The following is a 22,170-nucleotide window of genomic DNA, read 5'->3' on the forward strand; positions in this document are numbered from 1 at the left end:
ATATGCACAGATATACCCTAATAGCAGGCTAGGTCTGCGGGCTCGCCGTCAGCAAGACGGGCGTCCTCGGGCCTCACCGCCACCCCGACGGAAGGCCGATGTCGGACGGGGTGAGCCGGCGAGCCCGGGCAGGAGCGAAGCCGTTCCCGGTGCCGGGGATCTCCAGAAAAGCGCCCTTGCGAGCGTCGTAGAGGGGGACGAAGACCAGGACGTCGTCGTGACCGTCGCCGTTGGTGTCGAGGAGCGGGGGCCGGGCGGTGAAGCGGTTCCAGCGATGCGAATTGGGGGTGCCGGGCAGCCCCTCGGCCGTGACGTCGATCTCCTGGGCTCCCTTCGCAGAGGGGCCACCCGGGCCCCCGGGAAGGAGGGTGACCAGGCCGTCGTGGCGGCGGAAGTCGGGGGTGTTGACGACGATGTCGGGGCGGTGGTCGCCGTTCACCTCGCCGACCGCCGGGGAGTCGCCAAAGCTGGAGTCGCGTCCGCCGGTGATCCGCAGAGTGCGTTTTCCGGTGCCCAGTCCCGAGCGAGCACCGAAGAGCACGCCGACGCCGCCTCCCTTGCCCGCCTTCTCCTCCTCGTACGACGTCGGAACGGCGAGCGGCATCAGCAGGTCGTAGGTTCCGTCGCCGTCCACGTCACCGGTGGACGGTGTACGGGGGCCGTCCTCGCCGCCCGCCAGCGCCTCGCGCAACGCCGGTTCGACGCCGCGCTCGCGGGACAGGCCACGCCGGGTGCCCCGGTAGTACGCGACCGGGGTGAGGTCGTCGGGGGCGGTCTCGTCCTCCTCCGCGTCGTAGCCGTAGGTAAGGACAAGGTCGGTGCGGCCGTCTGCGTCGAAGTCGCCCGCCGCCACACCCTCCGGGTGCGTGTATCCGTGCTGACTCAGATCGAGGGAGACGGGCTCGCGCGCATGCTCGTGGGACGGCTTTCCCGCGGGGTCGAAGGGACCGTGGACGATACGGGCGGACCGGCCGCCCCCTCCACCGCCGGCTCCCCCTCCCGCATCGAACAGATCGGTCTTCCCGTCCCCGTCGAAGTCACCGGCCGCCTTCGGGCCGAACCCCCGTGGCACGTCGAGCGCGCGGGGACCGGTCAGTCCCCGCGGCCCGCCGAACATCGCGAAGGTCTCCGTCCCGGTGCCACGCGCGCGGCCACCGACCAGGTCGGTGAAGCCGTCGCCGTTCAGATCCGTACGCAGCGGCGCGTACGAGAAGGTGCCGCGGGCCCGCGTCGTCCAGGCGTGGTTGAGCCCCTTCCGGGAGCCGTAGACCACCAGCAGGGTCTCCCCGCCGCGGTTCCCGCCCCGGGCCTCGGAGCGGACGACGGTGGCGTAGTCGTCATGGCCGTCGCCGTTGAAGTCCCCGCTGTCCGGGCCGTCCTCACCCTCGGCCGCCTGCCCGGCAGGCGGGCGAGTGCCCGAGACCGGGCCCGAGGAGCTGTCCGGACCGCCCGGGGAACCGCCGGACGCGCCGCACCCGGTGAGCCCCGGTGTCAGCACGCAGAACGCCGACGCGGCGGCGACAGCGGCCATCCGTATCCGACTCCGTCGCCCCCTCCCTCGCCCGCTCCGCGGCCGTCTCCGTGACCGTCTCTGTGGCCGTCCCGCCATGTCAGTCAGCACTGTGGCCCTCCCCTGCGCCAGAACCCGTCGGGACACCGTGCCGAAAACGGAGACCCACCGTGAACTTTCGCGGCGTGCATGTCATCAGACTGTGTACAGCACAGGAGTGCGGGTGCGAGAGCCTGGCACTCCGCATCCGGTGCACGGTGGCGATGAACGGCGGGAAGTGACGGTAGTGACGGTAGCGAGAAAACAACCGCAGCAGCACGCGACGGGCGCGCCCGGACGGCCCGAAGGGGCGGGGACCGGACGACGACGCATGGACAGACACAGGGACAGGCGCAGGAACAGGCGCACGGACAGGCGCACGGACAAGAACGCGCGCCCGGCGGCGGTTGCCGCGGTGGGACTGGCAGCGGGACTGGCGGCTGCCGTGCTGACCGGATGCGGTACGGAGCGGCCGGGCGACTCCGGGCCCAAGAAGGTGGCCGGAGAAGCGGCACCCGCACCCGCCGACTCCCCCAGTCGCCCGTCACGGAAGGGCGGTTCCTCGCCTTCGTCGTCGTCGAAATCACGCGACGGGGGCGCCGACAACGACAAGAGACCGTCCGCTTCCTCACAGGACAGCGGCGGGAGCAGCTCCTCCTCCGGCGCGAAGGGCGGCTCCGGGGCCGGGACGCCCGAGTCCAACTCCTGCAAGACCTCCGGGCTCGCCTTCAGCACCTCGCACGGCATGGCCGAGGGCACTCTTCTGGTGAACCTCAGGAACTCCGGCTCCGCCGCCTGCACCCTGAAGGGCTTCCCGGGCGTCGATCTCAGGGGCGAGGCAGGCTCCCTCCACGCCACCCGCAACAACAACTTCACGCCCTCGACGGTCACCCTGCAGCCCGGTGAGACAACCCGCTTCACCCTCAGCTACCCGCCCAACAACTCCGGTGGCAGCGGTGTGAACATCACCAGCCTCGTGGTCACCCCACCCAACGAGACCCAGTCCCGCACCCTGCCCGTCAGCATCAACCTGCCCGTCACCGACGGCTCCGGTACCCCGATCACGGTCGGCCCCGTCGGCTCCGGCAAATGACCACCACGCCACCGGGACCTCATCCACGCTGATCGTCACACCTCCAGGAGGATTGTCACAGGGGGCTGACACGATGCGAAGCATGTCAACCCTCCCTGTGTGGTTGCCCGCCACCCATGGCCACGAACTGGCTCTGGACGGGACCACTCTCAGATGCCGTAAGTCCGACGGTCGCGTGCTGCGGTCAGTCCCCAGAGCCGTGCGCAGCAGCTCGATGGGCGAGAAACTGGCCGAGTTGCGCGAGCAGTTGCTGCGGCACGAGGAGGAATGCCGGTCCACCGTGGAGTCCTGGCTGCTGGCCGGCGTTCCGGTGCCCGCCGCCCTGCTGGCCCGCGTATGGCCGGACCCGAGCTGGCGGTCGGCGCTGGCGCACCTCGTCGTGGTCGTCGACGGGCGGACGGGCTTGCTGACGGAGGTGACCGAGGAGGGGCGTACTGCCTTGCTGGACCAGGACGGTGCTCCGCACACCCCGCCGGTGGGCCCTGTGTCCCTGCCGCATCCGATCCTGCTGTCCGACGTGGAGAAGTGGCGGAAACTGCTCGACAGCCGTGACGCCACGCAGGGCGTCCCGCAGCTCGCCCGCGAGATCCACCACCGGCCCGACAATATCGACCCCGAAGCCACCAGCCTTGACGACTACGCCGGGGGCGAGTTCGAGGAGCTGCGTCACGCCACCGCCCGCGCCGCCCGGTACGGCTTCGTCATGCGCGGTGGATTCGCGATGGTCCCGATCGTGGACGGTGGCGTCGGTCTGCAGGCCCGCTACTGGCTGGGGGCCGACGATCCCGGCCTGTCCATCGAGACCGGACGACTGTTGTGGGTGGACGCGTCCGAACGGCCCGTCGCACTGGGCGCGGTCGGTCCGGTGGCCTGGTCCGAAGGCGTACGCATGGCAGAGCTGATCCACGCGGGAAGGACGACCGATGAGCAGTGACCGGATCGCGCTGGACAAGAGCCTGGCGCCCGCCGGTACCTCGGGCGGCGAGCCGGTCACCGCGCGCCGCTACACCCACCCGCTGCTCGGCACCCGCCCCGTGGTCCGGCTGAGCGGGCAGGCTGCCGCGCCCGGCGAGGACCGGGTACTGGCCGCCGCCGGGTTCTCCGCACCCGACATCGGTGCACCGGTGGCAGCCGGGTACCGCCAGGAGCCCGGCTACCCGGCGTGGGCCCTGCTGCACGACCCCGCACACGCCGATGCGGCCCTGGCAGCGGCGCCCGAGATGGCGCGCGCCGAGCGGCTGGCCAGACCCAGGCCCGGACCAGCGCTCGACCTGTACGGACAGATCGCCGCGACGCTGCCGGACTCCCACCTTCCCGCCTACTGGGAACAGGTCGGCCGGGCGTTCATCGCCGCCGACCGCCACCGGCAGGCGGCGATGATGTTCGGCCGGGCACGCCAGGCCGATCAGTACCTGCCGTCCGTCGATCCGGCCAGGCAGCGCACGGTGTTCCTGGAGTTCGCCCTCGCGGGGGCGCTGTCGGTCAAGGACATCAAGGCTTACGTCGCGGACCTCGGCAAGCGCCGGAGCGACCCCGTCGAGGCCTACCGGGAGCTGCGAGAGCTGGCCGTCCGCCGTACGCTCGGCGGCCTGCCGCCCTGGCCCGAGATGCTCAAGCAGCTCACCAGACTGGCCAAGGCCGCCGGCCTCGACGTGGCGGCCGAACACGCGTCCATGCTGGAAGCCCTCGTGGAAGCCCCCGCGCTCTGGCGGGCCGCGGACGGCTTCTGGACCTCGCAGCGCAAGACCTGGCTGGCCGCCGTCGCCGCCTCGGATGCAGTGAAGAGGCGACTGGTGTGGCAACTGGTCGACCTCCCGCACTCGGACATGGACGCCTGGTGGGTCGCCTTCCTCGACGAGGCGGGCGCCCTCGACCAGCTCGGCGAGGACACCGGCCGGTGGCTCACCGCGATGCTCCGCCGCTACCGCGGACCCGGAGCACGTCCCCCCAAGGCCCCCAAGGAGCTGCTGGACCTGCTGCCACGCCTGGCCGCACGGATCGACCCGGAAGAGGGCCCGCTGCGCCTCGGCAACGGCACAGCGAAGGAGTACCGCATCGACGCGGCGGTCATCGGGGGCTGCCTGGCGGCGGGCATCCCGGTGCCGGACCCGGACCCGAAGCTGCTGCTGGGGCACTGGTGGGAGCACGACCGCGTCGATCTGGAGGTGCTGACCGCCGACGACCGATTCACCGACCCGTTGGTCCGTTCCCTCCTCGAGGACAAGCGGTCCGACAAACGCTGGAAGAGGGAATGGGCGATCGAGCCACTGCGGCCCTTCCTGCGCAGGATCATCGACGACCGGTTGACGTGCGCCACTTCCGGCACTCTCCAAAGCGCTCTCGACGCGTTCGACTGGCTCTACGACACGCTGTCCCTGCAGGCGGTGGCGGAACTGCCCGACCTCCTCGACCGGCTCGCCGGTATCGACTTGGTGACCCCGCTGACCAGGACGCTGCGCGCGGGCATCCTCGACGAACTGGGCTGGGACGCCCTGGACGAGGCAGCCCGCGAGCTGAAGGGCAAGGACAACTGGTGCCGGGCCAGCTGGCCCGTCCTGACCGTGCACGACCGCCGCAAGGCCATCGCGATCGGCCCCGGCGGCCGGATCGCCGAGCACCGGCTGGTGGTGCCGAAGGGCGCCAACCGATTCACCTACGACGTGCGGGCGTTCTTCTCCGAAGGGGAGTTCCAGGTCTTCCACGCCGTCAACCAGGACCAGAGCGTGTACTGGTCCGGCGCACCGGACGAGATCCATACGGAGCGCGAAACCTCGTGGAAGTGGCGGTACGGCGAGAAGACGCGCCCCGGCTACACCTTTCTGGGGCCTCGCGCCCGGCGGTTCGTAGGTCCCCGGCTCCTTACCGGGGGCGATCGCCGGGTCGGCCCCGAGGGCCACATGTTCCACGACGGCCGTACGTACTGGTGGTACACCGGTGTGGACAAGGAATCCCGGGTGGTGCGCCCCATCGACCTGGCCACCGAGGAACTCGGCGAGCCCGGCCTGCCCGCGTTCCTCGATCCGTCGCTGCTGGGTGAGGACGAGGGCTGGCTGATCGAGCATTCGTCGCTGGCCCCGGTCACCGCCGGAACGGCCACCTCGCCCCTGGGTACCGACGGGACCCACCTGGGCTTCAGGGTCGCCTACGACCGCGTGACGGGCCGGGTTCGCTACCACCGTATCGACGGCGTCCACGGCACCGCTCTCCCGACGACCGGTTCCCTGCCGCACGCTCGCTGGTCGTCCAGGCCCTCGATACCCTGGGGGCTCCTCGACGTTCCCGGCTCGGACGGACGACTGCTGCTGGACGGCGGCTACGACGTCACCGCACGCGATCCGGAAACCGGTGCGGCGCACTGGCGGGTCTACATGATGGACCAGGACTGGATCGTCAACCACGCGTCCCCGATGGCCGCGGGCACCCGGCGCATGCCGCCGAAGGCGTTCTGGCACTTCCTGACGCCCCGTGACCTTCCCGGCTCGCGGGCGCTGCGGGAGATCTCCGAGGACACCGTGCGGGCCCTCCTGGCGGCGACGGCCACCTCCACATCGGCGCTGCGGAGCGCCCTCGGCTCCCTGCTGCCCGAGGTCAGCCACCGCCTGCTGCTGGACGGCCTGGAGGGGTTCTTCGAGGAGACCAACCGCCGGATACGGCACCGGGACCGGCTCCTGAAAGTGCTCGACCAGCAGGCCCCACGGCTGCTGGAGGTCCCGGAACAGGACCTGGACGGCGCAGTGGACGGGTTGGTGAGCTACTACCACGAGGGAACCGGCGGCACGGTACGGCAGATCGAGCTGGCCTCGGCGTTCCTCACCGGCTCGATCGACGGCGAGACGGCCATGGCCCACTGGGCGGTCCACGGCAGTCATTACGACTGGACGGAGCTCCTCGGCCGCATCGGCGGCCTCGCCATCCGCGCGGCCAGCGCCGTCACCCCTGCCGAGCACCGCGCGGCGGTGATCGGACTGCTGCGGTTCTGGGCCTCCTCACCGCTGACCGATCCGGCACTGCACCGCGGCCTGTTGGACCCCGGCGAGGACGGGGACGAGGAACCCCCGGTGGCCCTGTCCACCGCGGAGGGCAAGCTGCTGCCGCTGGACATCGCCATGCACTTCGGCGACTGGGCCCACTCGCAAGCAGACGGAAACCACAGAATCAAGGCCTTTCTGCAACAGGGCGACATGCCCCGGCCGGAAGGCTACGTCGACACCCGGCCGGTGCCCCGAGGCTGGGCCACCGTCAAGCGGCTGCGCTTGCTGGCCGATGAGCTGGAGCGACGCGAACCGGTGCCGTTCGACCCCGACGCGGCAGCCTGCCTCGCCAAGGCCGCCGACATCGACCACGCGGAGGCGGCCTTGTGGCTGACCGGCCTGCCCGGAATCGACGCCAGCGGTGTCCGCACCGACAAATCCCTGTCACCCGCAACCCGCACCGCCTTGGGCCTGAAGGCGACGGCGGCGGCCGACGCGTGCGACAGACTGCACCGGATCCCCACCGAAGCCCGCCTGGAGCTGTACGACGCGGCAATGCCCAACGACCCGGGCCAACTGTGGAACCCCCACATGATGGCCCAGCGACTGGCAGAGGCATACCGGAGGCAGCCGCCCAGATGAGGGTTCAGGTTTGGCCCGTGGGGCGGCAGCGGTCGGGGGCAGCACGAGACGACGGGGCCGATCCAGCAAGGCAGTTGCAACAGGAAAGCGCGAGGCTAACACCGGTAGCTGGCCCTGTCGTCGGCGATGTAGAAGTAATCCGGTTTGATGGGCGCGCGTCCGTCACTCGGCGTCAGGAGGATCGGAAGCTCTTTGACTGCGCGCAGCGCCCAGACAGTCTCGGGGGTGAAACCCTGCTCCTTTGCCGCGTTCTGGGCGTCGAAGAGCGGCTTTACCGCATCGAAGTGTTCGGACGCCTCGAAGCGCCCCAGTTGCCAGGGCATGTCGCACCCGGCCTCGAAGAAGTACCCAATGACGGTCCTCCCGCACGTCACAACCAGTTTCGCCGACCTCGCGCCCACCGGGCAGCAACTCCTCTCAGAGGCGCGTCCCTCGACCACGTTCTCAGCTCGCTGCAGCTGGCTCGCGTGGCTCCAGTTGGGTGGTGCGCAGGTGCCGTGAGGTTGACGGCACCCAGCCGAACGCACCGGGCCGGCCGCTGCCACTGCCCTTCTTTCTGCCAGTCCCGCCCCAGGGCCAGGCCCCCGAACCGACCGCCCCCGTGTCACGTTCCAGCAGAATTCCACCACACATGCCGACGAGAAACGCCCTGACCCGCAGCAAGGCAAGTAGGAGGGCCTCTGGTCGAACGACTCACACGTTGAAGCGGAACTCCACCACGTCACCGTCCTGCATGACGTAGTCCTTGCCCTCCATGCGGGCCTTGCCCTTGGCGCGGGCTTCGGCTACCGAGCCGGTTTCCAGGAGGTCCGCGTAGGAGATGACCTCGGCCTTGATGAAGCCCTTCTGGAAGTCGGTGTGGATGACGCCGGCGGCCTCGGGTGCGGTGGCGCCCTGCTTGATGGTCCAGGCGCGGGCTTCCTTGGGGCCTGCCGTGAGGTAGGTCTGCAGGCCGAGGGTGCGGAAGCCGACGTGGGCGAGGGTGGCCAGGCCGGGCTCTTCCTGGCCGACCGTCTGCAGGAGTTCCAGCGCCTCGTCCTCGTCCAGTTCGGTGAGGTCGGCCTCCAGCTTGGCGTTGAGGAAGACCGCCTCGGCGGGGGCCACCAGGGCGCGCTGCTCCTCCTTGAAGGACTCGTCCGTCAGCTCGTCCTCGTCCACGTTGAAGACGTAGATGAACGGCTTGGTGGTCAGCAGGTGCAGCTCGTGCAGCGGCTCGGCGCGCTCGGTGCCCTGCGCGATGCCCGCGGAGAAGAGGGTGCGGCCCTCCTCCAGGATGTCCTTGGCCTCCTGGACGGCCTTGACCTGCGGCTGCTTGTCCTTCTTGACCCGCGCTTCCTTCTCCAGCCGGGGCAGGACCTTCTCGATCGTCTGCAGGTCGGCCAGGATCAGCTCGGTGTTGATCGTCTCGATGTCGTCCTTGGGCGAGATCTTTCCGTCGACGTGCACGACGTTGTCGTCCTTGAACGCGCGGATGACCTGGCAGATGGCGTCGGACTCACGGATGTTCGCCAGGAACTTGTTGCCCAGCCCCTCGCCCTCGCTCGCTCCGCGCACGATGCCCGCGATGTCGACGAAGTCGACGGTGGCGGGGAGGACGCGCTGGGAGTTGAAGAGCTCGGCCAGCTTTCCGAGCCGGGGATCGGGAACGCCCACGACGCCGACGTTGGGCTCGATGGTGGCGAACGGGTAGTTGGCCGCCAGCACCTCGTTCTTGGTCAGGGCGTTGAAAAGGGTCGACTTGCCGACGTTCGGCAGGCCGACGATTCCGATCGTGAGCGACACGTTGCGACTACTTCCCGTTGCCCCCGGCGGGGGTTCTCCCTGGTGGGGTCTCTTCGCGGACAGCCGGCCCGGAGGCCGACCACCCAGTCTACGGGCGCGCCCGGACGGGTTTCCCGGATGGGTTTGTCGGATGGGCTTGTCGGACGGGTGTCCGATTTCTCGGACGGGTGTCCTGGTACCGTCCGCTGTCCCCGTATCTTCGCGCCTCCGGCTGCCCCGTGCCCCGTGCCCCGTGCCCCGTGCCCCGTGCCCCGAACGGACCGTGGCGGATCGGTGGCATTGGCGGAATCCGCGTGTTCATGACGGCGAGTGCGGGCCCGTACCACCTACCGTGGCCAGGTGGAGCAACGCAGCGCGCGCACGACCCAGCACGACCCGTACGAGCGGTACGGGGCCGCTTCCCCGGGCAGCGGCTCCGACGGTGGCGGGGCTGCCACCCGGCACAGCCCGCGGCTCCCGCACCCGGCCCCTCCCGCACCAGCGGCCTCGGCACAAGCGGCCTCGGCACCGGCAGCCTCGGCACCGGCGGCCTCGGCACCCGGTGGCCGGGCCCAGGCGCAGGGCTCGGCCCGGACCCAGGCGCCGGCTTCGGCGCGGCCCGCCGCGGATGCAGGGGCGGGAGCCGCACCGCGCGGGGCAGGAGCCCGGCCAGCGGCCGGTGGGCCTGCCGCTGGCCGGAACCGAACGGTCCGGGGCGGATCGGCCCAGCGGGCGCCGCGGCTGACGGGCCTCGGCGTCGGGGTGTTCGCCTCACTGCTGATGGTGCTGATGGGCGGCCTGGTGTCGCTGATGCCCGGTGGGGCGCCTGCGTTCTACGGCATCGGCTTCCTGCTGGTCGCCATGGCCGCCGCGGTCTGGGTGCGGCCCACGGAGCTGTACGCCGCGCCGGTCGCCCTTCCTCTCGCCTACACGATCGGGCTGTTCTTCGCCGGAGGGACCGGTGACGGCTTCGGCGGAGTGCTCCAGAACGTCTTCACCGGCCTCGCCCTGCACGCGGTGTGGCTGTACGCGGGCACGCTGGCCGCCGTACTGATCACCCTCATCCGCAAGGCGTCCCTCAGCCTGGAGCACCGCCGCAACCAGCGGCGCGCGGAGAGCGGCGGACGCGAGGGCGGACGCCAGGCCGGGTGAGAGATCTCCCGACCCGGGCCGGGGCCGCCGGGACCGGGCCGGGGGCCGGCCCGGCAACAGCACCCAAAAAGGGCCGGTGCCCCGCAGGGGTCAGGCGCGGAGGCGCTGTTCCGCCTCGGCCCGCAGGTCGCGCCGCAGTTCCTTCGGGAGTGAGAACTGCATGTGCTCGTCGACCGGCTTGACGATCTCCACCTCGTCCCAGCCGCGCTGGGCCAGCCACTCCAGGACGCCGTCGACCAGGACCTCGGGGACGGAGGCACCGGAGGACAGGCCGATCGTCTCGACTCCCTCCAGCCATGCCTCGTCGATCTCCTCCGCGTTGTCGACCAGGTGGCCGTCCTTGGCGCCGTGCGTGAGGGCCGTCTCGACCAGGCGGACGGAGTTGGAGGAGTTCTTGGAGCCGACCACCAGCACGAGGTCGGCATCGGCGGCGACCTGCTTGATGGCGGTCTGCCGGTTCTGGGTGGCGTAGCAGATGTCGTCGCTGGGCGGCGAGAGAAGGTTGGGGTAGCGGCCCTTGAGCGCGTCGACCGTCTCCATCGTCTCGTCCACCGAAAGGGTGGTCTGGGAGAGCCACACCACCTTCTCCGGGTCGCGGACCTCGACGTTCTCCACATCCCCGGGGCCGTCGACCAGGGTGATGTGGTCGGGCGCCTCGCCGCTGGTGCCGATGACCTCCTCGTGGCCCTCGTGACCGATCAGGAGGATGTCGTAGTCCTCCTTGGCGTACCGGACGGCCTCCTTGTGCACCTTGGTGACCAGGGGGCAGGTGGCGTCGATGGTGGCCAGTTTTCCGCGCTCGGCCTCCTGGTGGACGGTGGGGGCCACGCCGTGCGCGGAGAAGATGACGATCTCGCCCTCGGGCACCTCGTCCGTCTCCTCGACGAAGATGGCGCCCTTCTTCTCCAGGGTCTGCACCACGTACTTGTTGTGCACGATCTCGTGCCGTACGTAGATGGGAGCGCCGTACTGCTCCAGCGCCTTCTCCACGGCGATCACCGCGCGGTCCACGCCCGCGCAGTAGCCGCGGGGGGCCGCGAGCAGGACGCGGCGGCGGCCCGGAGCGGTGGATTGCGGTGCGGTGGCTTCCGGTGCGTCGTCGGGCCTGCGGTCGGGCGAACCAGTCATGGCTCCATCGTAAGGGCCTCGCTCGTGTCGTCCTGGGGAGCATCGGGACCACCGGGAGCACCACCGGGCCCGGGGGTACGGAAGCGCGGCGGGCTGCGGTGCCGGTGCCGGGCGTGCGGTGCCGGGCGTGCACGGCGCGGCGCGGGCGGCGCGGGGCGGAGGCGCGCGTTGCCCGCTGTCCGCCGTGCCGGTCTGCGGCAAGCTGGCCCCATGTCTGCAGCTCGCTCGCACACGGCTCGCTCGCACACAGCCGAGATTCTCGGGGACAGTCCGGGCGGTGCCCTGCGGCGCAGTCTGACCCTGCGCGACCTGATCGTCTACGGGCTGCTGTTCATCGCGCCGATGGCGCCGGTGGGCATCTACGGTGCGCTCGACGCGCGCAGCCACGGCGTGGTGCCGCTGGTGTACGTGGTCGCGACGGTGGCCATGTCGTTCACGGCCTACTCGTACGCCCGGATGATCCGTACGGCGCCGCAGGCGGGCTCCGTGTACGCGTACGCGCGCGTGAGCCTCGGAAACTGGGCGGGCTTCCTGGCCGGGTGGATGATGATGCTCGACTATCTGCTCATCCCGGCTGTCGCCTACCTCTTCTCCGGGATCGCCATGGCGCAGCTCGTGCCGGAGGTGGATCAGTGGGTCTGGACGGCGATCGCGGTCGTGGTGACGACAGCGCTCAATCTCTCGGGTGTCCGCCGTGCGGCAGTGGTGGGTTTTCTGGTGCTGGCCATGGAGATCCTGGTGCTGCTGGTCTTCGTCGCCGCCGCACTTGTCGTACTGGTACAGGACGGACCCCAGCGCGGCTGGCTCTCCCCGCTCACCGGGGACCGCGCCTTCTCGCTGACGGCACTGCTGGGCGCGGTTTCGGTGGCTGTGCTGTCCTTCCTGGGCTTCGACGCCATCGCCAACTTCGCCGAGGAGGCGATGGGCGGAAAGGACGGCAGGGGTGCCGGAGCGGGTGGCGGGGGTGCCGTGGGGGGCCTCGGGGGTGCCAAGGGGGACAGTGCCACCCTGGTCGCCCGCGCTGTGGTGTGGTGCCTGCTGGTGACCGGTGTGCTCTTCGTCGTCCAGACGTACCTGGCCGCGCTGCTGTCCCCGGACTCCTCTCGCGAGCTGGCCGAGGACCCCGCCTCGCAGGGTGCCGCCTTCTACACGGCGGCCAAGACAGCGGTCGGCGGCTGGCTCCAGACGACGGTGGCGGTCAGCAAGGCGATCGGTGCGGCGTTCGCGGCGCTGGCCGGGCAGGCGGCGGCCGCCCGGCTGCTGTACGCCATGGCGCGGGACCGGCGGCTGCCGCGCGTGCTGGGCAGCGTCAGCTCGCGTACCGGCGTACCGGGGAGGGCGCTGCTGCTGAGCGCGGTGCTGACCCTGTGTGCGGCGGTGTGGGCAGCGCGCGCCGCCGAAGGGCTGGACCGGCTGGTCTCGATCGTGGACATCGGCGCCCTGTTCGGCTTCGGCATGCTCCACCTGTCGGTCATGGGCTACCACGGGCTGGGGCTGCGCGGGGGCAGGCGGCCGGGGCGGGGCGCGGCGGCAGGGAGCGGCGGCGACCGGCGCGGGATGAGTGTGCTGTGGGACTGGGCGGTGCCGCTGGTGGGCCTGGGGATCAACGTCGCGGTCATCGTCACCGCGAACCGCGAGGCGCACTGGGTGGGGCTGGTGTGGCTGGTGATCGCGCTGGTGGCACTGGCTGTACTGCACCGCCGGGACAGCCGAGAGGCGGCGGGCTGAGCCTCCCGGCGGGGGCGGGGCAGACCGCCCGGGGGGGGCGGGGCAGACCGCCCGAGGGCTGAGCGCTCCGTCAAGGGCGCTTCCGCCCGGAAGGGGGAACTGTCGGTGCCAGGGCCTAGCCTTCTCGCATGGCTCTCACCACCTCCGCCGAATCCCCGATCCCCGTCAGCGAGGTCTCCCGGCTGATCCGCGGCTGGATCGACCGGCTGGGCGCCGTCTGGGTCGAGGGGCAGATCATCCAGCTCTCGCCCCGGCCGGGCGCCGGGATGGTCTTTCTGACGCTGCGCGACCCCTCCCGCGAGGTCTCGTTGAGCGTGACCTGCTTCAGGCAGGTGTACGAGCAGGTCAAGGACGTCATCAGCGAGGGCACGCGGGTGGTCGTCCACGCGAAGCCGGAGTGGTACGAGAAGACGGGGCGGCTCTCGCTGCGTGCCGCGGAGATCCGCCCGGTGGGTGTGGGCGAGCTGCTGGCGCGGCTGGAGCGGCTGCGCAAGACGCTGGCGGCGGAGGGCCTTTTCGCGTCCGAGCGCAAGAAGCGGCTGCCGTTCCTGCCGCAGAAGATAGGGCTGATCACCGGCCGGGCGTCGGACGCCGAGCGGGATGTGCTGCACACCGCACGGGAGCGCTGGCCGGCGGTCCGCTTCGAGGTGCGCAACACGGCCGTGCAGGGCGCCTATGCCGTCTCGCAGATCATCGAGGCGCTGGGCGAGCTGGACGCCCGCGAGGATGTGGACGTGATCATCGTGACCCGGGGCGGCGGCGGGATGGAGGATCTGCTGCCCTTCTCGGACGAGCGCCTGGTGCGTGCCATGGCGGCGGCGCGCACCCCGGTGGTCTCCGCGATCGGGCACGAGGCGGACTCGCCGCTGCTGGATCTGGTGGCCGACCTCCGCTCCCGTACGCCCACCCACGCGGCGAAGGACACCGTGCCGGATGTCGGTGAGGAGCACGAGCGGGTGCGGGTGCTGCGGGAGCGCGCGTGGCGAGTGATCAACGGACTGCTGGAGCGCGAGGAACGCGGCCTGGCCGAGGTGATGAGCCGCCCGGCGATGGCCGACCCGCATGTGATGGTGGAGGACCGCGAGGAGGAGATCGCCGCGCTGCTCGACCGCTCCCGGCGGGTGCTCGACCACCGGCTGGCCCGCGCGGAGGACGAGCTGACGCACACCCGGGCCCGGGTCGTCGCGCTGTCACCGGCCGCGACGTTGCAGCGGGGCTACGCGGTGCTCCAGCGGGAGGACGGAGCCGTGGTCCGGGACGCCGCCGAGGTCGCGGAGGGCGACCTGCTGCGCGCCCGGGTGGCACAGGGAGAGTTCGGCGTCGCTGTCGGACCCCACGCATAGGCTGGCGGGTATGACGACGGAAACGGAAGGTCAGGCGGCCGGGGGCGGCCCGGCGGAGGTCACGGCCGAGGCCACGGCGGACGGCTCGGCGGGCGGCGCTGCGGGCGCCTCCCAGGCGGAGCTGGCCACGGCGGACGCGCTCAGCTACGAGCAGGCGCGCGCTGAGCTGGTGGAGGTCGTCCAGCGGCTGGAGTCCGGCGGCTCGACGCTGGAGGAGTCGCTGGCGCTGTGGGAGCGCGGCGAGGAGCTCGCGGGCATCTGCCGCGCCTGGCTGGAGGGGGCCAGGGCCCGGCTGGACGCGGTGCTGGAGGAGGAAGAAGAGGAAGAGGCTGAGGAGAGAGAGGCGTAGCGGCGATCCGGCGGGGGCCGGGCCGGGTCCGGAGCGGCTCCTGAGGGGCTTTGTTCAAGCTTGAACTAGTGCTGGTTACACTTGCCCGTGCACCTGAACGTCGCACGAAAAGGCAAGGCACTCCCCCATGGCTCTCGCCCTCGACCCCGCAGCCCAGGATCTCCTCTTCCGTGAGGCCCGCACCGCCAACACCTTCACGGACGAGCCGGTCACCGAGGAGCAGGTCCAGGCGATCTACGACCTGGTGAAGTACGGCCCCACGGCGTTCAACCAGTCGCCGCTGCGCCTGACGCTGCTGCGCTCCCCCGAGGCCCGCGAGCGGCTGCTGACTCACATGGCCGAGGGCAATGTGCCCAAGACCCGCACCGCACCGCTGACCGCGGTCCTCTCCTACGACCTGGACTTCCACGAGCGGCTGCCCGAGCTGTTCCCGCACGCCCCGAACATCAAGGACGCGTTCTTCGCCGAGGAGAGCGCCCGCGAGGGCGCCGGCGCGCTCAACGCCACGCTCCAGGCCGGGTACTTCATCCTGGGCATACGCGCGGCCGGGCTCGCCGCGGGGCCGATGACCGGCTTCGACCCGGAGGGCGTCAACAAGGAGTTCTTCGGCGACGGCCGCCAGCGGGTACTGCTCGTCGTCAACATCGGCAAGCCGGGCCCCGACGCGTTCGCCCCCCGCTCGCCCCGCCTCTCCTACGACGACGTGGTCACCGTCCTCTGAGGCCGGCGGCCGGCCCTTCGGGCGGCGCTGCTGTCGAGCCCCACACGGGAAGCCGTCGCCCCCCTGACCGCCCCCCGCGCGTGTCCCCCCTCGCGCGGGGGGCTTCCCTTTCGCCGGTGCGGGGCGGGTGAGTTGTGGCTGTTGGCTGTGCGCGTGAGGGGAGTCTTCCGTTCGATCGACCGGAAGTGGCCCCGGTCAGGGCTTCGCGGAATCGCGGGGCTGCGGCTTCGTCGACTCGGCGCGGAGCGCCTCGGCCAGCTCGCCCAGCTGCCGGAAGTTCGCCGTTCCCGTCACGACCGTCACCGACTTGCCGTCCTTGGCCGTACGCACCAGCGCGTCGTACTTCTCGCCGGTGTAGCGGGTCCACTCCTCACCCTTGACGCGCTGCTTCTTCGCCGTCTTCTCGGCGCCCTGGGTGACGTCGTCGATGAAGCGTGCGGGCCGCTTCTGGTCACTCTGCTCGACGGCGGCGTACTCGTTGTCCGGCGTCATGAATCCCAGGTGCCAGACGGAGCCCTTGGGGCCGTCGGCCGTGTAGCGGACGGAGGTGGCACGCCACTCCTTGGAAAGCCCCTCGGGCGCGGCCACCGGGTACGGTGCCGCGCGCCGCGCCGACGCCAGCTCCACGCGGTAGCCGACCGTCTTGACCGGGTCCTTCTTGTCGTCGTGCGGAACGAACAGGTAGATCACCCCGGCGGCGAGGAGGATCACCGCCAGCGAGATCACCATGTCGCGCACAGCCTGCGCGCCGCGCTTCTTGTCTGCTGCCACGCCCCCATCGTCCCTTATGCCGCTCGGCGCCCTGCGTGAGGGGGCGGGGCGAGGGTACGCGCTGCTCATCCGTGGGCGCCCCTGCTCAGTCTGAGGCGTACAGGTAAAATCTTGCTCACCCTCGCCGAATCGGCACAGCTCACGTCGCCGCAGTGGCCGTCAAGAGTCGCCGTACAGAAAGGTGTGTTCCGATGACCGAACACAACCACCTGCCCTCCCAGCTCGAAGTCAGCCCGGAGGCCCCGGACCGCAACCTGGCGCTGGAGCTGGTCCGGGTCACCGAGGCGGGGGCCATGGCATCGGGCCGCTGGGTCGGCAAGGGCGACAAGAACGGCGCGGACGGGGCTGCCGTCAAGGCGATGCGCACCCTCGTCTCGACGGTCTCCATGAACGGTGTCGTGGTGATCGGCGAGGGCGAGAAGGACGAGGCCCCGATGCTCTACAACGGCGAGCGCGTCGGTGACGGAACGGGCGCCGAGTGCGATGTCGCCGTCGACCCGGTCGACGGCACGACGCTCACCGCCAAGGGCATGGGCAACGCCGTCTCGGTGCTGGCGGTCGCCGAGCGGGGCTCGATGTTCGACCCGAGCGCGGTCTTCTACATGGACAAGCTCGTGACCGGCCCCGAGGCGGCGGAGTTCGTGGACATCACGGCGCCGCCCGCGGTGAACATCCGGCGGATCGCCAAGGCCAAGGGCTGCGGCGTGGAGGACGTCACCGTCGTGGTGCTCGACCGGCCGCGCCACGAGGGGCTGGTGAAGGAGATCCGCGAGGCCGGCGCCCGGATCAAGTTCATCTCGGACGGCGATGTCGCGGGCGCCGTGATGACCGTACGCGAGGAGACCGGCGTCGACCTGCTGCTGGGCGTGGGCGGCACCCCCGAGGGCATCATCGCCGCCTGCGCGATCAAGTGCCTCGGCGGGACGATACAGGGCAAGTTGTGGCCCAAGGACGACGAGGAGCGGCAGCGTGCCCTCGACGCGGGTCACGACTTGGACCAGGTGCTGTTCACCGACGACCTGGTCGGCGGCGAGAACGTGTTCTTCGTCGCGACCGGTATCACCGACGGCGATCTGCTGCGGGGGGTCCACTACCGCGGGGAGCGGGCGTTCACGCAGTCGCTGGTGATGCGGTCGAAGTCGGGCACCATCCGGCAGATCGAGTCCGTGCACCGGCTCTCGAAGCTCCGCGCTTACAGCGCGGTCGACTTCGACCGCGCCCGCTGACGGCTGCGCCGCGCCTGGGCCGCTTCCATTGGTGACCCCGTAAGTCCTGTTGCCCGGCATGGGACGCTGCGCTTGCCCACCCTGCGCCCCTGGCGCAGACTACCCAAGCTGCGCGGGTAGCAATTCAGGGGCGCGGGGAACTGCGCGACCAGCCACAGCACTACCCGCAGGCGCGCCACGAGCCAAGTCCCCAAGGCAAGGCGCTACGCGATGCGGGGGACCTCCGCAGTGGACTGCCCCGCAGACGCGGAGGCCGTCTTACGGCGGCGGGAGAGCACCACGCGCCGCTCGGCCGCGGTGAGGCCGCCCCAGACACCGTACGGCTCCGGCATCACCAAGGCGTGCTCGCGGCACTCGACCAGCACGGGGCAGCGGGCGCAGACGCGCTTGGCCGCCTGCTCGCGGGAGAGCCGCGCCGCCGTGGGCTCCTTGGAGGGTGCGAAGAAGAGGCCCGCCTCGTCGCGGCGGCAGACGGCGTCCGCGTGCCAGGGGCCCGCTTGGTCATCTCGCTCAGGCGTTCGCTGTACGGGGATGGTGGCGGCGGCCTGCAGGGACTGATGCGGCGTGTGCAGCACGGTCTGCTCCTGACGCGACGACGGAGGTTTGTTTCCCCTTCACCCGTCTTGCAGCGCACGGCAGTTCCCGGTCCCCCACGGGCCACTGGGGCGCCGCTCCGCGAACTCTCGCCGTACGAAAGACGATGCCCGAGCCCTACCCGCTGTACGCGCCGGTATGCATTGCGTGTCGTCCGATACGCGCCCAGGCGTGCGCTCCCCGGCGCGCAGTGAACGCCGCGTGCGCCCGCCCTCTCACGGCTCCTTGCGGAACCGGTCGCGCAGGTTCTGAATGACGCGTCCACGCTTCGGCTTGGCGTCCACACCCCCGAAAATGGCGGCTCCCTCGACCAGCACCGTCGGCGCGGTCGGGTCCGGGGAGTCGCTGACCTGAACGTCGAACCCGCCGAAGATCCCGGCGCCCTTCTGCTGCAGAGTGACGTTCTCCGGGACCCGGATCTCGATTCCCCCGAAGATCGCAGTGGCGTTGATCTGCACGTGCGGGTGCTCGAACAGCGCCTCGGTCAGATCGATCTCGATGCCGCCGAAGCAGGCGAACGCGTTGATCTTCCGAGGCACCCGCCAGCGTCCCTTGCGTCCGGTGCCGCTGAAGATGGCGACCAGGTTCTCCTTGGGCCCGTATGCCGGATGGGTGGGGCCGGAGGTGTGCGAGGCGGCGAAGGTCGCGAACGCGGTGCCGTAGGAGCGCTGACCGCTCGCACCGGCGTTCCCGCCCTCCTCGGCCTCGGCGGTGACCGAACGGCCCGCCGGGAGATCGCGGACGAGCGGCTGCAGCTCACCCATCGTCTTGGCCGCGTAGACGGCTTCGACGCGCTCGCTGTGCTCCTCCGCGTCCAGCCTGCCCTCGGCGAGAGCTTCGCGGAGGATGTCGGCGACCCGGTCCCGGTCGGCGTCCGAGGCGCGCACCTCCGGCTCCGCCACCGGAGCGGGCGCGGGCGCGGGCGCGGCCGCGGCCGCGGCCGCCGGTTGGGGGGCCGGCTCGGCGGACGGCTGCTTCTGGAGCGAGGCGCGCTGCGAAGAGTCTTCAGTCACAGGGGCAGCGTACCCAAACGCGATAGATCGCGACTACCCCCGCAGCGCTCCCTTGCCGACGGGTTCTACGCTGTGAGACGCGCTCCCATCGTCGAGAGCCGGGCTCCCATCGTCGAGAGCCGCGAGTGTGAGAGGAAGAGTCCCCGTATGTCTGCCAGCTCCCAACCGGCCAGCCCGGAGTTCTCCTACACGGACCTGCTCCCCACCGGTGAGGACCCCACGCCGTACCGCCTGATCACCAGCGAGGGCGTGAGCACCTTCGAGGCGGACGGACGCACCTTCCTCAAGGTCGAGCCGGAGGCGCTGCGCAAGCTGGCCGCCGAGGCGATCCACGACATCCAGCACTATCTGCGGCCGGAGCACCTGGCGCAGCTGCGCCGCATCCTGGACGACCCCGAGGCCAGCGCCAACGACCGCTTCGTGGCCCTCGACCTGCTCAAGAACGCCAACATCGCGGCGGCGGGCGTGCTGCCCATGTGCCAGGACACCGGTACGGCGATCGTGATGGGCAAGCGCGGCCAGCAGGTGCTGACGGCGGGCGGCGACGAGGAGGCGCTCTCGCGCGGTATCCACGACGCCTACACACAGCTCAATCTGCGCTACTCGCAGATGGCTCCGCTCACCATGTGGGAGGAGAAGAACACCGGCACCAATCTGCCCGCGCAGATCGAGCTGTACGCGACGGACGGCGACGCCTACAAGTTCCTGTTCATGGCCAAGGGCGGCGGCAGCGCCAACAAGTCCTTCCTCTACCAGGAGACGAAGGCGGTGCTGAACGAGGCCTCCATGATGAAGTTCCTGGAGGAGAAGATCCGTTCGCTGGGCACGGCAGCCTGCCCGCCGTACCACCTGGCGATCGTCGTCGGCGGCACCAGTGCCGAGTACGCGCTCAAGACCGCCAAGTACGCCTCGGCGCACTACCTGGACGAGCTGCCGGCCTCCGGCTCGCCCTCCGGGCACGGCTTCCGGGACAAGGAGCTGGAGGAGAAGGTCTTCGAGCTGACGCAGCGGATCGGCATCGGCGCCCAGTTCGGCGGCAAGTACTTCTGCCACGACGTACGCGTGGTGCGGCTGCCGAGGCACGGGGCCTCCTGCCCGGTCGCCATCGCGGTGTCCTGCTCGGCCGACCGCCAGGCCAAGGCGAAGATCACCGCCGAGGGCGTCTTCCTGGAGCAGCTGGAGACCGACCCGGCGCGCTTCCTGCCGGAGACGACGGAGTCCGAGCTGACCGAGGGTGCGGGCGCCGACCTCGACGCCGTCAAGATCGATCTGTCCCGCCCGATGGACGAGATCCTGGCCGAGCTGACCAAGCACCCGGTCAAGACCCGGCTGTCGCTGACCGGCACGCTGGTCGTCGCCCGCGACATCGCCCACGCGAAGATCAAGGAGCGGCTGGACGCGGGCGAGGAGATGCCGCAGTACCTCAAGGACCACCCCGTCTACTACGCGGGCCCGGCCAAGACGCCCGAGGGCTACGCCTCCGGCTCCTTCGGACCCACCACGGCGGGCCGGATGGACGCCTACGTCGAACAGTTCCAGGCGGCCGGCGGCTCCAAGGTGATGCTCGCCAAGGGGAACCGCAGCAAGCAGGTCACCGACGCGTGCGCGGCGCACGGCGGCTTCTACCTCGGCTCCATCGGCGGCCCGGCGGCCCGGCTGGCCCAGGACTGCATCAAGAAGGTGGAGGTCCTCGAGTACGAGGAGCTGGGCATGGAGGCGGTCTGGAAGATCGAGGTGGAGGACTTCCCCGCGTTCATCGTCGTCGACGACAAGGGCAACGACTTCTTCGCCGACCCGGCGCCGGAGCAGCCGTTTGTGACGTCGATCCCGGTGCGGGCCGGGTCCTGACGCGCCAAGCGCTTGCCCGTGCGCCGCTCGGTGAACCGATCGGCGCACGGGGCCTTTTTCGCGCTCGCTCGAACGGGCGAACGTCATTCATACGTACGCCATGGCGGCGTTCGGCGCCGTAGCGTCCTGGCCATGGTCAACTCATCCCATGAGGCGCATCACCGTACATTCCGGGAATTCCCCGGTCTCTACCGGCGCGCCTTCTCCCTCCTCGGCTTACCCGATCCCGGGCCGACCGAGGCCGAGTCGCTCAACTGCGACCTGACGGAGATCCAGCCGGTGGAGCGCCGCGTCGACTCGCTGCTGCGCCTGCGGTGCGCCGGCTCACGCACATACCTGCTGATCGTCGAATCCCAGACGAAGAAGGACCCGGCCAAAGCACGCAGCTGGGGCTACTACCTGACGTATCTGGCCAACAAGCATCCGGAAGCCCACCCGATGCTGCTGGTGGTCTGCCGCAACCGGCACACCGCACGCTGGGCGAAGGGCCCCTTCCGGATCGGCCACGGCTCCCAGGCCAATCTGCACGTCACCCCCTTCGTCCTCGGCCCCGACGACGTCCCCGTCGTCAGGGACGTCGACCAGGCCCTCGCGGACCTGGAACTGGCCGTTCTCTCCGCGGTGACACACGTCGAGGACGCCCGTATCAATGACATACTGGAAATCCTGGCGACGGCCCTGCAGAAGGCCCCCGAGGAGTTTCCGACCGAGCTCTCCACCGAACTGATCTCCGCCGGACTCTCCGGCTCCCCTTCGGCCGACCTGTGGAGGAACCTCATGGGCGCACTGACCTTGGACCCGAACAGCAAGACGTGGTTCACGGAGTACTACCGCAACCAGGTGTGGGTGAAAGCCCTGCTGCAAGTCTGCGCGAAACGACGCATCGCCCTTACGCCGGCGGACAGGGAACGCATCACCACGTGCAACGACAACGATCAGCTCGACAGGTGGCACAACAACGCACTCACAGCCACCACCGCTGAGGAAGTCTTCGCCGAAGACACGGAGAAGTGACCTTGCTGTTCCCTGACCCCAGCAGCAAGACCGGGTTCGCCGAGTACTACCGCGAATTGGGGGCGCTTCGGAAGGCGAGGGAGATCCTGCTGATGGTCTGCGCAGCTCGGCACCTCTCCCTCTCGGAGAACGACAAGGAGCGCATCGCCGCCTGCGAAGACAGCGACGTACTCGGGAAGTGGTTGGGCAACGCGGCGACGGCCACCACCCCTGACGAGATCTTCGCCGAGCAGTCCGCCACCCCGCAGTAGCGGACCCCCTACCCAC

General features: G+C 70.6%; 19 protein-coding genes. 12 read left to right on the plus strand and 7 right to left on the minus strand.

Translation table 11 applies throughout. The features are described 5' to 3' along the window. Positions 1–73: 73 nt before the first annotated feature. On the minus strand, positions 74–1,531 hold the full coding sequence (locus HC362_RS11165; protein WP_243083810.1) for an FG-GAP and VCBS repeat-containing protein: 1,458 nt from the start codon (positions 1,529–1,531) through the stop codon (positions 74–76). Between the two features lie 349 nt (positions 1,532–1,880). On the opposite strand from HC362_RS11165, the gene HC362_RS11170 reads away from it, so the two are divergent. The 3 genes from HC362_RS11170 (at position 1,881) to HC362_RS11180 (ending at position 7,255) form a co-directional block, all read left to right on the plus strand. Next, the gene (locus HC362_RS11170; RefSeq protein ID WP_243083811.1) at positions 1,881–2,642 is read left to right on the plus strand and encodes a DUF4232 domain-containing protein; all 762 of its coding nucleotides are present in this window, start codon (positions 1,881–1,883) and stop codon (positions 2,640–2,642) included. A gap of 82 nt (positions 2,643–2,724) precedes the next feature. Then, positions 2,725–3,576, plus strand: coding sequence for a DUF4132 domain-containing protein (locus tag HC362_RS11175; protein ID WP_243083812.1), 852 nt, complete (start codon positions 2,725–2,727; stop codon positions 3,574–3,576). Then, complete coding sequence (locus tag HC362_RS11180) at positions 3,566–7,255, plus strand: hypothetical protein (RefSeq protein ID WP_243083813.1); 3,690 nt, start codon at positions 3,566–3,568, stop codon at positions 7,253–7,255. The genes HC362_RS11175 and HC362_RS11180 overlap by 11 nt, the downstream gene beginning before the upstream one ends. Before the next feature lie 95 nt (positions 7,256–7,350). Here the strand turns inward: HC362_RS11180 and HC362_RS11185 are convergent, their stop codons facing one another. After that, on the minus strand, positions 7,351–7,695 hold the full coding sequence (locus tag HC362_RS11185) for a hypothetical protein (RefSeq protein ID WP_243083814.1): 345 nt from the start codon (positions 7,693–7,695) through the stop codon (positions 7,351–7,353). A gap of 253 nt (positions 7,696–7,948) precedes the next feature. Next, on the minus strand, positions 7,949–9,037 hold the full coding sequence (ychF, locus tag HC362_RS11190; protein WP_243083815.1) for a redox-regulated ATPase YchF: 1,089 nt from the start codon (positions 9,035–9,037) through the stop codon (positions 7,949–7,951). 339 nt (positions 9,038–9,376) lie between these two features. On the opposite strand from ychF, the gene HC362_RS11195 reads away from it, so the two are divergent. After that, the gene (locus HC362_RS11195; protein ID WP_243088945.1) at positions 9,377–10,168 is read left to right on the plus strand and encodes a DUF6542 domain-containing protein; all 792 of its coding nucleotides are present in this window, start codon (positions 9,377–9,379) and stop codon (positions 10,166–10,168) included. A 90-nt stretch (positions 10,169–10,258) separates the two neighbouring features. Here the strand turns inward: HC362_RS11195 and HC362_RS11200 are convergent, their stop codons facing one another. Next, the gene (locus HC362_RS11200; protein WP_243083816.1) at positions 10,259–11,296 is read right to left on the minus strand and encodes a 4-hydroxy-3-methylbut-2-enyl diphosphate reductase; all 1,038 of its coding nucleotides are present in this window, start codon (positions 11,294–11,296) and stop codon (positions 10,259–10,261) included. 210 nt (positions 11,297–11,506) lie between these two features. Between HC362_RS11200 and HC362_RS11205 the strand changes: the two genes are divergently transcribed. The 4 genes from HC362_RS11205 to HC362_RS11220 all read left to right on the plus strand — a co-directional run bounded on the left by HC362_RS11205 (position 11,507) and on the right by HC362_RS11220 (position 15,437). Beyond that, positions 11,507–13,024 (plus strand): APC family permease, encoded by a 1,518-nt coding sequence (locus HC362_RS11205; protein WP_243083817.1) that lies wholly within the window; start codon positions 11,507–11,509, stop codon positions 13,022–13,024. Between the two features lie 128 nt (positions 13,025–13,152). After that, entirely contained in the window at positions 13,153–14,367 is a 1,215-nt protein-coding gene (gene xseA / locus HC362_RS11210) for an exodeoxyribonuclease VII large subunit (protein WP_243083818.1), read from the plus strand. Positions 14,368–14,488: 121 nt separating this feature from the next. Further along, positions 14,489–14,716, plus strand: coding sequence for an exodeoxyribonuclease VII small subunit (locus tag HC362_RS11215; protein ID WP_243088493.1), 228 nt, complete (start codon positions 14,489–14,491; stop codon positions 14,714–14,716). Between the two features lie 127 nt (positions 14,717–14,843). Next, a complete protein-coding gene (locus tag HC362_RS11220; RefSeq protein WP_243083819.1) occupies positions 14,844–15,437 on the plus strand; it encodes a malonic semialdehyde reductase in 594 nt (197 codons plus the stop codon). 195 nt (positions 15,438–15,632) lie between these two features. Here the strand turns inward: HC362_RS11220 and HC362_RS11225 are convergent, their stop codons facing one another. Next, the gene (locus HC362_RS11225; protein WP_279240090.1) at positions 15,633–16,208 is read right to left on the minus strand and encodes a DUF4245 domain-containing protein; all 576 of its coding nucleotides are present in this window, start codon (positions 16,206–16,208) and stop codon (positions 15,633–15,635) included. A 191-nt stretch (positions 16,209–16,399) separates the two neighbouring features. On the opposite strand from HC362_RS11225, the gene glpX reads away from it, so the two are divergent. Further along, positions 16,400–17,434, plus strand: a complete 1,035-nt coding sequence (gene glpX / locus HC362_RS11230; RefSeq protein WP_209266358.1) for a class II fructose-bisphosphatase — start codon at positions 16,400–16,402, stop codon at positions 17,432–17,434. A 203-nt stretch (positions 17,435–17,637) separates the two neighbouring features. On the opposite strand, the gene HC362_RS11235 is transcribed toward glpX, so the two are convergent. Together HC362_RS11235 and HC362_RS11240 are read right to left on the minus strand one after the other, a co-directional pair. Beyond that, a complete protein-coding gene (locus tag HC362_RS11235; protein WP_243083820.1) occupies positions 17,638–18,009 on the minus strand; it encodes a WhiB family transcriptional regulator in 372 nt (123 codons plus the stop codon). 234 nt (positions 18,010–18,243) lie between these two features. Next, positions 18,244–19,041 (minus strand): DUF1707 domain-containing protein, encoded by a 798-nt coding sequence (locus HC362_RS11240; RefSeq protein ID WP_243083821.1) that lies wholly within the window; start codon positions 19,039–19,041, stop codon positions 18,244–18,246. Between the two features lie 147 nt (positions 19,042–19,188). On the opposite strand from HC362_RS11240, the gene HC362_RS11245 reads away from it, so the two are divergent. The 3 genes from HC362_RS11245 (at position 19,189) to HC362_RS11255 (ending at position 22,154) form a co-directional block, all read left to right on the plus strand. Further along, positions 19,189–20,889, plus strand: a complete 1,701-nt coding sequence (locus HC362_RS11245) for a fumarate hydratase (protein WP_243083822.1) — start codon at positions 19,189–19,191, stop codon at positions 20,887–20,889. Between the two features lie 132 nt (positions 20,890–21,021). After that, positions 21,022–21,903 carry a hypothetical protein gene (locus HC362_RS11250; RefSeq protein ID WP_243083823.1) on the plus strand — a complete coding sequence of 294 codons (882 nt, stop codon included), beginning with the start codon at positions 21,022–21,024 and terminating at the stop codon, positions 21,901–21,903. Between the two features lie 2 nt (positions 21,904–21,905). Further along, positions 21,906–22,154 carry a hypothetical protein gene (locus HC362_RS11255; protein ID WP_243083824.1) on the plus strand — a complete coding sequence of 83 codons (249 nt, stop codon included), beginning with the start codon at positions 21,906–21,908 and terminating at the stop codon, positions 22,152–22,154. The last annotated feature ends 16 nt before the right edge of the window (positions 22,155–22,170 follow it).

Origin of the sequence: Streptomyces sp. 891-h (assembly GCF_022760275.1) — a bacterium.
GTDB lineage: Bacteria > Actinomycetota > Actinomycetes > Streptomycetales > Streptomycetaceae > Streptomyces > Streptomyces spirodelae.

Bases quoted from the DNA above. Each gene is read 5' to 3' on its own strand.
- HC362_RS11175 (WP_243083812.1), top strand. From the start codon at position 2,725: ATGTCAACCCTCCCTGTGTGGTTGCCCGCCACCCATGGCCACGAACTG.
- HC362_RS11250 (WP_243083823.1), top strand. From the start codon at position 21,022: ATGGTCAACTCATCCCATGAGGCGCATCACCGTACATTCCGGGAATTC.
- HC362_RS11245 (WP_243083822.1), top strand. From the start codon at position 19,189: ATGTCTGCCAGCTCCCAACCGGCCAGCCCGGAGTTCTCCTACACGGAC.
- HC362_RS11200 (WP_243083816.1), bottom strand. From the start codon at position 11,296: ATGACTGGTTCGCCCGACCGCAGGCCCGACGACGCACCGGAAGCCACC.
- HC362_RS11205 (WP_243083817.1), top strand. From the start codon at position 11,507: ATGTCTGCAGCTCGCTCGCACACGGCTCGCTCGCACACAGCCGAGATT.
- glpX (WP_209266358.1), top strand. From the start codon at position 16,400: ATGACCGAACACAACCACCTGCCCTCCCAGCTCGAAGTCAGCCCGGAG.
- HC362_RS11170 (WP_243083811.1), top strand. From the start codon at position 1,881: ATGGACAGACACAGGGACAGGCGCAGGAACAGGCGCACGGACAGGCGC.
- xseA (WP_243083818.1), top strand. From the start codon at position 13,153: ATGGCTCTCACCACCTCCGCCGAATCCCCGATCCCCGTCAGCGAGGTC.
- HC362_RS11165 (WP_243083810.1), bottom strand. From the start codon at position 1,531: ATGGCCGCTGTCGCCGCCGCGTCGGCGTTCTGCGTGCTGACACCGGGG.
- HC362_RS11180 (WP_243083813.1), top strand. From the start codon at position 3,566: ATGAGCAGTGACCGGATCGCGCTGGACAAGAGCCTGGCGCCCGCCGGT.
- HC362_RS11220 (WP_243083819.1), top strand. From the start codon at position 14,844: ATGGCTCTCGCCCTCGACCCCGCAGCCCAGGATCTCCTCTTCCGTGAG.